The 15,795-nt window shown below is 68.1% G+C and carries 8 protein-coding genes; all 8 read right to left on the bottom strand.

Annotated elements, in window-relative coordinates; all coding sequences use genetic code 11:
• Positions 1 to 32: 32 nt before the first annotated feature.
• Positions 33 to 1,310, bottom strand: coding sequence for a sugar MFS transporter (locus H162_RS0119175; RefSeq protein WP_020655111.1), 1,278 nt, complete (start codon positions 1,308 to 1,310; stop codon positions 33 to 35).
• Positions 1,311 to 1,369: 59 nt separating this feature from the next.
• Positions 1,370 to 3,814, bottom strand: a complete 2,445-nt coding sequence (locus H162_RS0119170; protein WP_020655110.1) for a GH92 family glycosyl hydrolase — start codon at positions 3,812 to 3,814, stop codon at positions 1,370 to 1,372.
• Positions 3,815 to 3,828: 14 nt separating this feature from the next.
• Positions 3,829 to 4,737 carry a carbohydrate kinase family protein gene (locus tag H162_RS0119165; RefSeq protein ID WP_020655109.1) on the bottom strand — a complete coding sequence of 303 codons (909 nt, stop codon included), beginning with the start codon at positions 4,735 to 4,737 and terminating at the stop codon, positions 3,829 to 3,831.
• Positions 4,730 to 5,944 carry an AGE family epimerase/isomerase gene (locus tag H162_RS0119160; RefSeq protein ID WP_020655108.1) on the bottom strand — a complete coding sequence of 405 codons (1,215 nt, stop codon included), beginning with the start codon at positions 5,942 to 5,944 and terminating at the stop codon, positions 4,730 to 4,732. The genes H162_RS0119165 and H162_RS0119160 overlap by 8 nt, the downstream gene beginning before the upstream one ends.
• A gap of 21 nt (positions 5,945 to 5,965) precedes the next feature.
• A complete protein-coding gene (locus tag H162_RS0119155; RefSeq protein WP_020655107.1) occupies positions 5,966 to 7,000 on the bottom strand; it encodes a LacI family DNA-binding transcriptional regulator in 1,035 nt (344 codons plus the stop codon).
• A gap of 141 nt (positions 7,001 to 7,141) precedes the next feature.
• On the bottom strand, positions 7,142 to 10,510 hold the full coding sequence (locus H162_RS31300) for a GH92 family glycosyl hydrolase (RefSeq protein ID WP_020655106.1): 3,369 nt from the start codon (positions 10,508 to 10,510) through the stop codon (positions 7,142 to 7,144).
• Between the two features lie 134 nt (positions 10,511 to 10,644).
• The gene (locus H162_RS0119145; RefSeq protein ID WP_020655105.1) at positions 10,645 to 12,165 is read right to left on the bottom strand and encodes a tryptophan halogenase family protein; all 1,521 of its coding nucleotides are present in this window, start codon (positions 12,163 to 12,165) and stop codon (positions 10,645 to 10,647) included.
• 105 nt (positions 12,166 to 12,270) lie between these two features.
• A complete protein-coding gene (locus H162_RS0119140) occupies positions 12,271 to 15,393 on the bottom strand; it encodes a TonB-dependent receptor (RefSeq protein ID WP_084677066.1) in 3,123 nt (1,040 codons plus the stop codon).
• Positions 15,394 to 15,795 lie beyond the last annotated feature (402 nt).

Genomic DNA, 15,795 nt, shown 5'->3' with positions numbered 1-15,795 from the left:
CCCCGGCCGCATCGTCGATGAAGCGGCGCCGCTTACTGCCCCGCGTACATGGCAGCGTACTTGGCGCCGAAGTACAGGATGAAGGCATAGCAGGCGGCCGGCAGCAGGAAGGACGCCTGCACCCCCAGGGCGTCGGCCAGCGCGCCTTGTGCGAACGGCACCAGCGCCCCGCCGACGATGGCCATGCACAGGATGCCCGAGCCCTGCCCCGTGTACTTGCCCAGGCCGTGCAGCGCCATGCTGAAGATGGTCGGGAACATGATCGAGTTGCACAGGCCCACCGCCAGGATCGCCCACATGGCGACACCGCCCTCCCCGAACGTGCCCGCCAGCACCAGCGCGATCGCCGCCAGCGAGTTGAAGGCCAGCGTCTTGCCGGGGCTGACCACCCGCATCACGGCGAAGCCGATGAAGCGCCCCACCATGGCGCCGCCCCAGTAGATGCTGACGTAATGCGCTGCGTCGGCATGCGACAGGCCGGCGATATGCGGCTCGCCAAGGAAGTTGATCAGGAAGCTGCCGATGCTGACTTCCGCCCCCACGTACAGGAAGATGCCGATGGCGCCCAGCACGAGGTGGCGATGCGCCAGGGCGGAGCCGCGGCCCTCGCCCGCCAGCGGCAGGTCTTCGCTGGCGGCGATCTGCGGCAGCCTGGCGGCCAGGAACAGCACGGCCAGCAAGGCCAGCGCGCCGGCCAGGGCGAGATAGGGTCCACGCACGCTCGCCGCCTCGCTGCCCGCATCGGTGCCTGCGCCCACAGCCGCGCCCACGCTCGAGAGGATCAGCAGGCCGCCGACGGCCGGGCCGATGGTGGTGCCCAGGGAGTTGAACGCCTGGGTCAGCGTCAGCCGGCTGGATGCCGTGCGCGCCGGACCGAGCACCGCCACATAAGGATTGGCGGCCACCTGCAGGACGGTGATGCCCGATGCCAGCACGAAGAAGGCCAGCAGGAATACGCCATAGCCGCTGAACGAGGCGGGATAGAACAGCGCGCAGCCGACGGCGGCGATCAGGAGGCCGGCCACGGCGCCCTTCTGGTAGCCAATGCGGCGGATCAGGGCGCCCGCCGGCAGCGACACGATGAAATAGGCGCCGAAGAAGCAGAACTGCACCAGCATCGCCTGCACATAGGTCAGCGTATAGATGGCCTTCAGGTGCGGGATCAGGACATCGTTCAGCGAGGTGATCAGGCCCCACATGAAAAACAGGATGGTGACGATGACGAGCGCACTCGTGTTGCCCCTCTGTTGCGCCGCGCCAGCCCCCTCGTGCTGCGCGGCGGGCGCGATATTGTTTGCCATGTTGGTCATGCTGTCTCCTGTTGTCGAATGATTTATTTATTTGCTCCGTTGGCCTGCCGGGCGCTCCCTCAGGGAGCGGCCGCGGCGGGCGGATGCGGCAGGTCGCGGGCCTGCGTGCCCCAGCCCGCGATGTCCGGCTGCGGTGCGAGGCGGTAGCTGAGGGTGCCGGCAGCCTGCAGCTGCTCCCAGTCCAGCCACACCCGCGACAGCGGGCGCCCTGCCCAGTTCACGGACTGGACGAAGCGGCGCTCGCCGGGCCTGGCTTCAGGCGCCTCGATGCGCAGCACGCGGCCCTGCGGCAGGTCGATCTCGGCGCGCGCGAAACGCGGCGCATGCAGCAGGAAGCGGCCGCTGCCCGGCGCGTCCGGATACAGGCCCAGCGCGCTGAACAGATACCAGGCCGACATGGTGCCGAGGTCGTCGTTGCCGGTCACGCCGCCGGGGCCATTGCCGAACAGGGTCTCCGCCGCGCGCAGCACCGCGGTGGTCTTCCAGGGCTGGCCCATCAGGGTGTACATCCACGGCGCGTGCAGGTCGGGCTCGTTGTTCGGGTTGTAGCGGAACTGGCTGTAATAGCTGTACGGTCCCACCACCCAGGAGGTGCGCACGGCGGCCGGGTCGGCCAGCACCGCCTCGTAGTCGAAGAACTGGTCCAGGCGGCGCAGCGCCTGGGCCGTGCCGCCCATCGCCGCGGCCAGGCCCGGGACGTCCTGCGGCACCAGCCACTGGTATTGCCAGGCCGTGCCTTCGTGGAAGCCATGGTCGCCGCGCGGATCGAAGCCGCGCTCGAGGTCGGCGAACCAGCTGCCGTCGCCCAGGCGCGGGCGCGGGAAGCCGCGCTGGCCGGTCGGGGCGTCCACCACCGCCGGGTCCCAGACCTTGCGCCAGTTGAGGGCGCGCTGCGCCAGCACCCGGGCGTCCCCGGCCTGGCCGAGCGCCCTGGCCATGTGCGCCAGCGCGCTGTCGGCCAGCGCATACTCCAGGGTCGCCGAGGCGCCGTGGTGCGGGTCGGTGTCCATGCCCTTGGAGATGAAGCTGCGGTCATATTGCACGAAGCCCTGGCGCAGGTAGCTGGGGTTGCCCGAGCGTCCCTGCGGGCGGATGCGGAACGCCGGCACGCCGAAGGCGTTCTCGCGCAGCGCGGCATAGGCTTCGCGCTCGCGTCCCTTGAGCGCCCCCAGGCGCCACAGGTCGACCAGGAAGGGCGTGACCGGGTCGCCGGTCATGATGTTGGTCTCGAAATTGGCGTAGCCCCAGCGCGGCAGCCAGCCGCCCTGTTCGCGGATCTTCAGCACCGAATTGGCGATGTCGCGCGCACGCTGCGGACGCAGCAGGGCCAGCAGCTGGTTCTGGGCGCGGTAGGTGTCCCACAGCGAGAAGTACTCGTAATAGGTCCAGTCCTTCGCGGTGTGGACCAGGTCGTCGTAGCCGCGGTAGCGGCCGTCGGCATCGTTGCCGGTCATCGGCTGCAGCAATGCGTGGTAGAGCGCGGTGTAGAACACCGTGCGGTCGTCCTGGCTGCCGCCTTCGATGCGGACGCTGGCCAGTTCGCGCTGCCAGTCGGCCTGCGCCTTCGCCTTCATCGCATCGAAGCTCATCGGGCGTCCGTCCGCCATGCCTTCGGCCCGCAGGTTGATGCGCGCGCCCTCGGCGTCGACGTGGGAGATCGCGCTGACCGCGGTGACCGCCCGTCCGGTTCCGAGGTCGAAGCTCAGCCAGGCGCCATGCGGCTTGCCCTCGCCCTGCTGGCTGGGACCGCCCACGCCCGGCCAGCCGCCGCGCTCGTCCCAGATGCCGTGGGCCACGACAGGCCGGTCGAACACGATGCGGAACCAGGTGGTGTACTTGGCGCCGCCGCAGAAGCTCCTGGTGACGATCTTGCCCTCGACGCTGCGCGCGTCCACCACCTTCAGCTCGCTGCCGATGACCGAATGGCGCTCGTTGGCCTGGCCCAGGTTGAGCAGCACATGGCCGGTGGCGGCGCCGGCGGCGAAGGTATAGCGCTCGGCCGCGGCGCGGGTCAGCGCGGTCGACTCGGCGGTGATGCCGCCATAGCTGGTGAGCCTGACCTTGTAGTAGCCGGCCTGGCCGGCCTCGCCCTCATGCGCATACTCCGCGGCGTAGGCCTTGTGGTCGAAGCTGCCCGCCTTGCCGGTGTCGAAATCGCCGCCGGGGCCGATGCGGCCGGTGACCGGCAGCACCGACAGCTGCCCGCCCTGCTCCCAGCAGCCGGCGCCGGACACGAAGGAGTGGCCGAAGCCGCGGATGCGCTTGTCGCTGTAGCGGTAGCCGGCGTAATGGTCGGTGATCGGGCTGACCTGGATCATGCCGAACGGGGCCGAGGCGCCCGGGAAGGTATTGCCTTCGTCCTGGGTGCCGATGAAGGTGTTGACGGGCATTTCATCGGAAACCGCGGCGGCGGCTGCGGCGCACTGCGCGGCCAGCGGCAGCATGGCGGCGGCCAGCAGGGTGCACAGGCCGGCCAGCCGGCCCGGGGTAGAGAACACGGTCATGAGGGAGATTCCTTTCAGAGCAGTTCGAACAGGCGCTGCATGGCGTCGGGCTGCGGCGGGGTGGCGCCGGCCTGCAGGCAGGCCGCGGATCCGGCCGCCAGCGCGGCATGCAGGTGCGCCTGCAGCGGCCGATCGGGATGGCGCGCCAGGCTGTGCAGCAGGCCGGCCACGCTGGCGTCGCCGGCGCCGACCGTGTCCACCACGTCCACCTTCGGTGCCCGCGCATCGCAGCGCCGGGCGCCATGGAACAGGCTGGCGCCCTGGCCGCCGCGCGTCAGCAGGCACATTCCGGCCGGATTGAAGGCGCGCAGCCGCTGCAGCGCCTCGTCCAGCCCGAGGCCCGGGAACAGGCCGCGCAAGTCGTCGTCGGACACCTTGATGACGTCGGCCAGCGCCGCCATGCGCTCCAGGGTCGGCGCGTAGCGCTCGTCCATCAGGTTGCGGTAGTTGGGGTCGTAGCTGATCGCCACGCCCTGGGCCTTCAGCTGCCCGGCCATGGCCACCAGCCGCGCCGCCAGCGGCTCGCGCGCCAGGCTGATGCCGCCGAAGTGGGCCCAGCGCAATGCGCCCGACCAGCCGGCCGGCAGTGCCGCCGGATCGAAGTGCAGGTCGGCGGCGTCGTCGCCGACAAAGAAATAGCTGGGCGGCTCGCCCTGTTCCACCACGGCCAGCAAGGGCGAGCGCCGTACGCGCTGCAGCAGGCGCAGGTCCAGGCCCACGGCTTCGCTGGCCGCCCACAGGGCATCGCCGAAGCGGTCGCAACTGATGGCGCCGGCGAAGGCGGTGCGTTCCCCCAGCACCGCCAGCGCGCGCGCCACGTTCCACACCGAGCCGCCGGTGCGGCTCATCCACTGTTCGTTCCCCTGGTGGATCAGGTCGGTCAAGGCCTCACCGGCGCACAGCATCAGCGGAGCCTCATGCATGGCCATTCTCCCCCAGCACGCCCAGGATGTCGTAGCAGGCCCCCATGGTGTGGTAGTCCACCTTGCCTGCCGGGCTCTTCTCGTCGCTGAGCTTGCGGTTCGCGCGGTCCAGGATGCGGAACCAGGCGCCGTATTCGTGATCGACGAAACAGGTCCAGCTGTATTCCCACAGGCGCTGGTACCAGTCCCAGTATTCCGCGTTGCCGGTGCGCCGGGCCAGCATGGCCGCCGCCGCCGCGCTCTCGGCCTGCACCCAGAAATACTTGTGCGTATCGCACACGGAGAGGTCCGGCGCCAGCGAATAGCACAGGCCGCCGTATTCGGCGTCCCAGCCCTTCTCCACCGCCGCCTGGAACAGGCGTTCGGCGGTCGGCAGCAGCCAGCCCAGGTCCTGCTCCAGCACAGCGCCGCGCGCTTCGAGTTGCACCAGCAGCTTGGCCCACTCGGTGAAGTGACCGGGCTGGTAGCCCCAGGGGCGGAACAGGTTCTCCGGATCGTCGATGTTGTAGCGCCAGTCGGGCCGCCACTGGGCGTCGTAGTGCTCCCAGACCAGGCCGCCGCAACGTTGCGCCTGGCGCTGGGTGATGTTGTACGCCACGGTATAGGCGCGTTCCAGGTAGCGGCGCTCGCCGGTGGCCTGGTAGGCCGCCTGCAGCGCTTCGCAGGCATGCATGTTGGCGTTCTGTCCGCGGTAGCTGGAGAGCACGCTCCAGTCCCGGCTGGCTTCGTCGGCATACAGGCCGGCCTGCCCATCCCAGAAGCGCGCTTCCATCAGGTCGAAGGTTTCGCCGATCCAGGCGCGCGCCTCCTCCAGTCCCGCCATGGCGGCATGCGCGTAGGCCAGCAGCACGAAGGCCAGGCCATAGGCATGCTGGGTGCCGTCTTCCACCTCGCGCCCGTTCAGCATCCAGGCGTAGCCGCCGCCCACCGGGTCGCGGTGCGCCTCGCGCACGAAGCGCACCGCATGCCTGAGCCCGTCCAGGTAGGCGGGGTCCTGGAAGTGGCGCCAGGCCATGGCATAGGTGAACACGAAGCGCGTGCTGCTGACCAGGTGCCGGTGCTGCGCGTCGTAGACCTCGCCGTCATCCTTGAAATAGTGATAGAGGCCACCGGCGGGATCGATCGCGCGCGGGTGGTAGAAACGCATGGTGTGGCGGGCATGGTCGAGCAGGACCGCCGGGCTGCGGAAGTTCGGGAGAGTTGTCATGGTGGGCTGGTAAGGCGTGCGCTAGTCGTCGAAACTGCTTTCGCGCACGATGATGTCGACTGGCAGGGTTATCTGGGATGGGTTGTCGTCTGGTTTCTGGAGCAGCAGTTCGACCCCGGCCCGCCCCAGCGCTTCCTTGTCCACGCGCACCGTGCTGAGCGGGGGAATGGCGGCCGAGGCGGCGGCGATGTCGTCGAAGCCGACTATGGCGAGGTCGTGCGGAATCTTCATGCCCTCGTTCAGGCAGTACTTCATGGCCGCCAGCGCCGTGCTGTCGTTGTAGCAAAAGACCGCATCGGCCGGCTTTGGCAGGCTGAGCAGGCTGCGCATGGCTTCCACCACGCCCTCGTCGCCTTCCATGGCCGGCACGATGACTTCCAGGTCCGGATCGGCGTGGACCCTGGCATCGAACAGGGCCTGGCGGAAGCCGCGGTTGCGTTGCTGGATGCTGTAGTGGGCCAGCGAGCCGGACAGCATGGCGATGCGCTTGCGGCCACAGCGCAGCAGGTGCTGGGTGGCCAGGTAGCCGCCGCGCATATTGTCCGGGTTGACCGAGGTAAAACCGCGCCGGTGCATGTCCACCAGCACGATCGGCTTGCCGACTTCCTGCAGGGCAACCAGCACTTCCGGTTCGAAGAAGCCGGCGCACAGGATGGCATCGGCCTGGTGCAGCCGGATCTGCCCCAGCACCGGCTCCGCCGGGCCGACCGCGATGAAGGACAGGGCCACGCCCTCGCGCCGGCATGCCTCTTCCGCGCCGTGCAGCACCGGCGAAAAGAACGGGCTGGAGGCCAGCGTGTTGTGCTGGCTGTGCAGCAGGAAGGCAATGCGCCGGATGCGCCCCTTCTTCAGCTGCCCGAGGTCGTAGCCCAGCCGCAGGGCGGCCTCGCGCACCTTGTCGCGCGTCGCCTCGGTCATGCCGGCCTGGTTCTTCAGCGCGCGCGACACCGTGCCGATCGACATTCCGGTGGCGCCCGCGATGTCGCGCAGTGTGACCTGGCTCACGGCTGCGCCTCCGGGCGAAGCGAGCCATGCATCGAAATCGAGTGCATACATGTCTCCAATATCTGGTTTATTAAACGCTCATGGCTGCGTTGTCAGGCGTCAGGCGGGTCGTTCGCTCGCGTCTGCTTATAGCTGGTTTTATATCAGCCGCTTCTCGAGAGCGTCAACCAATGCAGCCATTCGGCGCGCTTTTTAGCGGATTTTAGTAAACGCAGGCCGGATGTCCGGCGCCGCGCCTGGCGCCGGCGCGCTTGCGCCGGACTCCAGCAGCTCCAGCTCGGCCAGCTCGAACGTCGCCCCGTTCTCGAACCGCAGCCGGTACTCGCGATACGCGCCCGGCCTGGCGACGCGGAACGGACGCAGTTGCCGCTCCCAGGTGAAGCGCTCCTGGCGCCGCCGGTCCAGCACGGTCCAGCGGCCCTTGCCGTTGCGGCCTTCGAGCGCCCAGGCCAGGTTGTGCGGCGGCGCCTTGCCACCGGTGATGGTGTAGTGGCTGATCGCGGCGGGATCGGCGAAGGCGAAGCCGACGTTCGAGCGGGCCTGCAGCGATAGCGAGGTCGAGGCATCGTCGTCGACCAGCGCGCCCGCAGTGCGCTCGCCGTCCAGGGTGACCGCCTCCGCCCTGCCGGAGCGGTCCTTGACGCTTGCGGGCCGCACACCGGGCGCGCTCATCGAGCCAGGCAAGGCGCCGGCATCGCTGCCCCAGGACGACGGCGTGCTGCCCATCACGAATTCCAGGGTGGCGCCGGCGGCGATGTCCTTGTGGTGGATCCAGGGCCGCGGCCAGGGCTTGCCGTTGACCTTGAGCGATTGCACGTAGACCTGGGCGGGGCCATTGCCGTGTGCAATGACGGTAAGCGTGCGTCCGTTGTCCAGGCGGACCTCGACCCGGTCGAAGGCGGGCGAGCCGATCACGTATTCCGGGGCGCCCATCCGCAAGGGATACAGCCCCAGCATCGCGAAGGTGTACCAGGCCGACATCTCGCCGTTGTCCTCGTCGCCCGCATAGCCCTGGCCGATTTCGCTGCCGAGGTAGAGCCGGGCCAGCGCCTCGCGCGTGATGCGCTGGGTCTGCCACGGCTGGCCGGCGGCGACGTACATCCAGGGGATGTGGTGCGAAGGCTGGTTGCTGTGGGCGTACATGCCCATGCGCACGTCGCGCGCTTCGGTCATTTCGTGGATCACCTGGCCGTAGCTGCCGGAAAACCGGGGCTCGGCGGTTTCCGCGGTGGCGAAGAATTCGTCCAGCCGGCGCGCAAGCGTGTCGCGTCCGCCCAGCAAGGTCGCGAGTCCTTCGGCGTCGTGGGGCACGGTGAAGGCGAAGTTCCACGCGTTGGCCTCGGTGTAGTCCCCGCCCCAGCGGCGCGGCTCGAAGCCGGCTGCCGGCTGCAGCCACTGTCCCCTGGCGTCGCGGCCGCGGAAGAAGCCGGTGGCCGGATCGAACAGGTGCACGTAGTCCGCGGCCCGGGCCCGGAAGTAGTCGGCTTCCTCCCGGTAGCGGCGCGCACGCGCCGGGTTTCCTTCCTCGCCGGCCAGGGCCGTCGCGAACTGCGCGAGGCCGAAGTCGTTGAGTGCGCCCTCCAGCGTCCACGACAAGCCCTCGTGGACGGAAGCATCCACGTAGCCGCGGTACATCGAGCGCGCCAGTCCCTTGCGGCCGACATTCGACACCGGGGGCACGGCGGTCGCGTTCCGCAAGGCGGCCTCGTAGGCCTGGTGCGCATCGAATCCGCGCACGCCCTTGAGCCATGCATCGGCGAAGGCCACGTCGGAACTGGTGCCGACCATCAGGTCCGCATAGCCCGGCGAGGACCAGCGCGCGATCCAGCCGCCGTCGCGGTATTGCTGCAGGAAGCCGTCGATCATCTCGCCGGCGCGCTCCGGCGCGAACAGCGCGTACGCGGGCCAGGTCGTGCGGAAGGTGTCCCAGAAGCCGTTGTTGACGTAGGTCTTGCCGGCGCGGACCGGCGCCGAGCTGCGCAGCGCGTCGCCGCCGCTGTGCGTGCCAAGCCAGTTGCTCTGGTCGGCATGGCGCCAGTCGGGACGATCAGGGCTGCCGACGTTTTCGTGCGCCACGTTCGGATACAGGAACAGGCGGTAGAGATTGGAATAGATCGTGGTCAGCTGGTCGTCGCTGGCGCCCTGGACCCGCACGCGGCCGAGCCGGGCGTCCCAGGCCGCCTGCGCGCGCTCGCGCACGGCCTCGAATCCGGCGCCGCCGATCTCCTGGTCGAGGTTGCGCTGCGCCTGTTCGACCGAGATCAGCGAGGTGGCGATGCGCATGCGTACTTCGCCATCGGCGGCGGCGAACTTGATGTAGCCCGTGGGCCGGCCGGTCTCGAGTGCGCCGCTGTCCTGCCAGCGCTGGTCGAAGCGCGCGAACACGAACATGCGCGCGGCGCCATTCGACAGGCCGCTGCGGGTGTCGGTGTAACCGCGCAGGGTCTGGGTGGCCGCATCCAGCGTCAGGCCGCCGCGATGGTCGACGTTGTCGAACAATAGATTGGCATCGGCCTCGCGCGGGAAGCGGAACCGGAAGATCGCCGCCCGTTCGCTCGGCGCGATCTCGGCGCGGATGCCGTTGTCGAAGTCCACCCGGTAGGTGTGCGGCCGGGCGAGTTCGCGGTCGTGCGAGAACGGCAGCGCGCGGCGCGCCCGGTCGGCGTCGGGGCGGCCGCGCGCGGCCGAAGGCATCACCTGGAAAGTCTGGCGGTCGCCCATCCACGGACTGGGCTGGTGGCTGAGGGACAGCGCCTGCAGCCGCGGCCGGTTATCCGCGCCATTCTGTTCGTTCCAGCGGTACAGCCAGCCCAGCGTGCCCGCGTCGGTGACCGGCGTCCAGAAGTTGAAGCCATGCGGCATCGCCGTGGCGGGAATGTTATTGCCGCGCGAGAAAGTGCCATTCGCCTGGGTGCCGCGGGTGGTCAGCACATGATCGGAGGGGCGCGTGGCCGCGCTGCGCGCCTGCTCGCCGATGGCGATGTCGTCGAGCCAGCCGCTGGCGCGAGTCACGGCCCCAGCGCCGGACCCGTGCCGCAGTTCCAGCTCGATCGCCCTGATGCGGCGCCCTTTCAGTTCGCCCAGCCTGACCGCCTTGTGCGCCCACTGCTGCGGATACAGCGTCTTCGACTGCGCCTGGCCGGCCGCGCCGGGGCGCACGCCGTGATTGTCGCGCAAGGCCGTGCCTGACAGCCGCTGCCCATCGTCGAACACCAGATCCAGGGAGACGCCGGTGGAGGCGCCGGCATCGCCTTCCACGATCTCCGGCAACACCTTCCACGACAGCGTCGTGTCGTCGCCGATCACGATGTCGACCGGGAACAGCTGCAGGCGGCCTCCGCTGCCGCCGGCGCTGTAGCGCAGGGCGCGGGCGCCGCTGTAGCCCGCGCGCGGCTTGGCCGCATAGGGGCGTTCCGGACCGTCGCCCAGCTCCACGCGCACTCCCTCGCCTGCCAGGGTGGCGGGCGCGGGATCGCCGGATTCGAAGGAGGTCGAGAAGCGGGTGTCGGCCGCGCCGGCGGTGGTGCAGGCGAGCAGCATCGCCACGGTCGATACCCACATTGGTCGAGCAGAAAGGTTTCTCTGTGCTGCTTGTCGTGCCTGGGGCACGGTCTGCGTCTGCGTCATGGTGCGGAGGGGCTCCTGGGTGAAGGGGTGTTGGCTTGCACGGCGTCGGCCGGCGCGCGGATGGCTGCTCATGGCGCGGGCGCCTTCCAGTACCGGTCGATCCATTCCCGGTGCGTCGGCATGGCGGCGACGGCATGCGCCAGCATCGCGCGCATGTCCTCGACATGCTCGACCAGCCTGTCCTCGGGCATCTCGTCCACGATCGGGTGGTAGCCTTGCGGGACGATGCGCTGGCCCAGCATCACCTGGACCCAGCTCGGCAGCGCGAAGAAATCCTCGCCGTTGCGGAAGTAGCGCCCGTCGCTGCGGAACAGGTCGATCGTCTCGCGCAAGCTGTCCGGAATGTCCATCGTGCGGCACTGGTCCCAGAACGGCGTGTCGTCGCGTTCGGTCGCGTGGTAGTGCAGGATCAGGAAATCCCGGATCCGCTCGTACTCGAACACGGATTCGCGGTTGTAGCGTTCCGCCAGCAGTGGACTGACGTCGCGCTTCGGGAACAGGCCCAGCAAGCGGGTGATGCCCGACTGGGCCAGGTAGATGCTGGTCGACTCGAGCGGCTCGAGAAAGCCGCTGGCCAGGCCCAGCGCCACCACATTCCTGTTCCAGGACTTGCGGCGCATGCCGGTGGTGAAGCGCAGCGCACGCGGGTCGGCCAGCGCCCTGCCGTCCAGGTTCGCCAGCAAGGTCGCTGCGGCCTCGTCGTCGCTGACGTGCCGGCTCGCATACACATAGCCATTGCCGGTGCGGTGCTGCAGCGGAATGCGCCACTGCCACCCCGCCGGCCGCGCGCTGGCGCGCGTATAGGGCGTGATGGGATCGACGCGCTCGCTCGGCACCGCCATCGCGCGGTCGCACGGCAACCAGTGCGACCAGTCGAGGTAGCCGGTCTTGAGCGTTTCTTCGATCAGCAGCCCGCGGAAACCGGAGCAGTCGATGAACAGTGCGCCGTCGACGACCTGGCCGCTTTCCAGCGTCACCGATTCGATGAAGCCGTCGCCGGCGCGCTGGTTCACGCCGACGATCCTGCCTTCGATGCGCTGGACGCCGCGCTGCTGCGCCAGTTCGCGCAGGAAGCGCGCGTACAGGGTGGCGTCGAAATGATAGGCATAGGCGATGTCGGCCAGCGGCGAATGCGCCGGCGCATTCCTGTCGCCGGGCGCGAACCTGCCCAGTGGCGCCATCACGGTCTGCGGCGAATATTCGCCGATCGGCGCCGCGCGCCCGGCCAGGCGCAGCTTGAGCCAGAACTGGTGGAACGGCAGCGGCCCCAGCGAACGGCCGATGGCGCCGAAGCCATGGATATAGCTGTCGCCGATGCGGCCCCAGTCATTGAACTGGATGCCGAGCTTGATCGTGCCCTGGGTGCGCTTGACGAACTCGGCTTCGTCGATGCCGAGCCATTGTCCGTTGAAGTGCCGGATGTGCGGCACGCTGGCCTCGCCCACGCCGACGATGCCGATCTCCTCGGACTCGACCAGGCGGATCGAGGCGCCCTTGCCCAGGTAGGTGGCCAGGGCCGCGGCGGCCATCCAGCCGGCGCTGCCGCCGCCGACGATGGTGATACTGCTGATACGCTCATGCGTGTTCATTGGTGCATATCCATTGCGTCGTTCAACGAGGAAGGCTTTGCCTGCGGGGCAGGCAAAGCGGTCGCAGAGAACTCCCCTGCCCTGCGGCGCGGGGAGGACCGAGGCTCAGAACTTGTAGTTCAGGCCCACGTACGCGATACGGCCGGCGTAGCCGTTGGAGTAGAAGCGGTCCTTGGTGTCGTTGCCGAGGTGCGAGCGGCTCTCTTCCTTGGTCAGGTTGAGCACCGAAGCAGTCAGGCTCAGCTGCTTGCTGAAGTTGTACGCCACGTTCAGGTCGACCTGGCTGTACGGCTCCTGGTAGACGTTCAGGCCGTTGACCAGGCCATCCACCACTTCGCCGCGGCGGTTGTACGACGCGCGCGCCAGGAACTTCTCGGTCGAGTAGAACACGGTGAGATTGGCCTGGTTCTTCGCGCTGCCGACCAGCGGCGACTTGCCGACTTCGGTGCCGTCCTCGAGGGTGATGGCCGCCTGGTTGGTCTTGTTGTACGTGTAGTTGACCTGGAAACCGATGCCGGAATCGAAGGTGTGCTGCGCGTACAGCTCGACGCCTTCCGACACGGCGTCGCGGCCGCCGGCACTGGTCGAGTAGTTCTGCACCGTCACGCTCTGGCCGCCGACGTCCAGCGTGACGTCCATCACCACCGGCACCGCGAAGTTGCTGACGTTCTTGCGGAACAGGCCGGCGCCGAGCACCGAGCCGCGGTCGAAGTACCACTCCAGGCCCAGGTCGTACTGGGTGGCCTTGTACGGCTCCAGGTTCTTGTTGCTGCCCGAGCCGAACCAGCCCTGCTGGTCCCCGCCGCCGATCAGGCGGCGGTCGTTGACGTATTCCTGGCTGTAGTGGTTCAGGGCGCCGGGGAAGGCGATGTCGCCGTAGCTCGGACGCGCAACCACCTTGGACGCGGCCGCGCGCAGCAGCAGGTTCTCGGTCAGGTCGTACGCAAGGTTGAAGCTCGGCAGGACGTCGTTATAGGTGCGATCAAGCGCGCTGACCACGAACGACTTGTCACGCGCCGTGCTGTCCGGCAGCCTGGTGAAGCCGCTGGTGCAGCCGGAGCCGGCGGGCGCGCCGACGGCCGGCAAGCCGCCCGCCTGGCACGGCGCCGGGGCGCCGTTGGGACCGTTGTAGAAGTAGTCGTTGAAGCTTTCGACCTGGTCGGTCGAGTCGGCATGCTGCCTGGTGCGCACGTAGCGCACGCCGACGTTGCCGCGCAGACGCTCGGTCCTGATGTTGGCCTGCAGGTAGAGCGAGGAAATCTTCTCGTCGACGTGGTAGACGAAATTGTCCTCGTTGCGGGTCTGCATCTCGCCGTAGGTCGAGTTCAGGTGGGTGATGTAGGCCGGATAGTCGATCGCCGGGAACGCGCTGGCGCTGATGCCGCCAGCGAGGTTGCCCAGGGATCCCGGGTACAGGAACTGCGGCTGGAAGCGGTTGGCGGTGGGATCGCAGCCGGCCTGGTAGCGCTTCTCGTAGTCGCGCGGATCGGCGCCCTTGCATACCCAGTAGTTGTTGCCGGTGCTGCGGCTGGTGCCGCCGTCACGGTATTTCGCGCCGAACTGGAGCGAATCCAGCCAGCTGCCATCGTTGTGCCAGGTGAAATCGGCCTGGGCGTATTTCTGCTGGGTGCTGTTGCGGGTCCACGACGACTCGGTCGAGCCGAGGTCGATTTCGCCGATGCCGTTCTGCAGGTTCGCCATCAGTTGCGGCGCGAAGGTCATCGTCGGCGTGCCGGCCGTGCTCCAGGCGCTGGCGGTGTTGCCGAGGGCCCAGCTGCCGTCGGCGTTCTGGCGGCGCGGCTTGATTGGCATACCGAATTGCAACTCCGGACCGCCGCTGGCCCAGGTACGGCCGGCCGTGAAACTGGCGTCCAGCTTCTCGCCGCGCCATTCGGCGGTGAAGTCGGCCACCTGCGAACGTGCTTTTTCGCGGTTGTAGCTGCCGGTGATCTGCGGGGTCGGAATGGTGCAGTCGTCCGGACCGAAGCCGCCGGTATTGGCCAGGCCGCCCGCCGCGGCCTGCTCGCCGCTGCAATAGTAGACCTTGCCCGGGTGGATGCTGTATTGCGCGCCGGTGACGATGGTGCCGCTGGGGTCGAAGCTCAGGCCGTCGAGCAGGCGGCCGCCGGGCCAGTTGCCGTCGCCGTCGAAGCGGGCCATGTTCCACTCCGGCACCTTGAGCGTATTGGTCTGGGAGTTCTGCGACAGGTCGAAGCGGAAGTAATTGGCCGTCAGGTTCAGGTTGCGGACCGGCTTGAACTGCAGGGTCAGCTGTCCGCCTTTGCGCTCGCGCTTCTCGGTCTTGACGTCCAGGTTGACCGAGGTCGGCATCATGAAATTGGTGTAGTACTTGCCGTTCTGGTCGTAGAAGCCCGACTGGCCCCACCAGTAGGACGTCAGGTCCGACTCCTTGCCGTTGACGTCGGTGGCCGGATTGGTCTTGTAGTTGTCGCCGTACCACTGCCAGTTCTCGGTGCTGGCGCCCATGGTGCGCGTGGTGCGCTTCTGCTGGGTATAGCCAACCAGGACGCCGAAGCGCTTGCTCTCGTCGTGCCAGGCATACTGGCCGGAGAACTGGCCGTCGGTCTTCTTGGTCGTGTCGGCCCAGGTGCCTTCGGCGTTGACGAAGCCGCTGCCGGATTCCACGTCCAGGGGACGGCGCGTGCGCAGGACCACCGTGCCGCCGATGCCGCCTTCGTCGAGGCGCGCTTCCGGCGTCTTGTACAGTTCGGCGCTGGACAGCATGTTCGACGGCATCAGCGTGTAGTTGAACGAACGCGAAGGATCGCCGTTGGATTCGGCCGTGGCGACGTAATTGCCATTCAGCTGGGTCAGCGTCAGTTCCGACGACAGGCCGCGGACGCTGACGTTCTTGCCCTCGCCGCCGTCGCGGGTGACGATGACACCCGGCACGCGCTGCAGCGCGTCGGCCACGTTCTTGTCGGGGAATTTGCCGACATCTTCGGCGGTGATCACTTCGACGATGGCGTTGGCGTCGCGCTTCTGGTCGAGACTCTTCTCGATCGCGTAGCGGTAGCCGGTCACGACCACCGTCTGCGCCTGCTTGGTGTCGGCTTTCTTCTCGGCCGGATTCTCGGATGGATGCTCGGCGGGTGCGGTTTGCGCCTGGGCGCTGGCAAGGGACAACAGTGCGATGCCCACCGCCATGGCGATCGGCGTTGCGCGGCAATGGAATTTCCGTGAAGCGAGATGAGTTCTTAACGTCATGCATGTCTCCTGGTCGTGCCCAATGGCGGGCTTATTATTGGCGGTAACAGAGGTCCCACATTCGTGGAGAAGGCGGCAGGCCGCCGTTGCGTGTTCCCCAGGGTGCGTCAAGCACATATCGCAGAGAACCCCGAGGATTTACTAAACCCTAAAGATGCTGCTTGCAGCTCGCCAGGACCTCGCATTCCACTGGAGAGAATTTATACAAAGGAAATAACAGGGGATCAATAAACTTTCAAACTTTGGATAAAGTTTAGTGAAGTTTAGTAAACTCGAACGAAGGGAGATGGCGCCCCGATGTGGGGGCGGATGCGCTGCAGTAAGCGCGTCATGGAGAGGAGTGAATCGCCAGGCCAAGTCGCTGGCTGGGAGCCGAGTGCATCCGTGCACCCGGCGGCCGGA

This window comes from Massilia niastensis DSM 21313, from assembly GCF_000382345.1.
Classification (GTDB): domain Bacteria; phylum Pseudomonadota; class Gammaproteobacteria; order Burkholderiales; family Burkholderiaceae_D; genus Telluria; species Telluria niastensis.
This window is presented reverse-complemented; position numbering and strand designations above follow the sequence as displayed.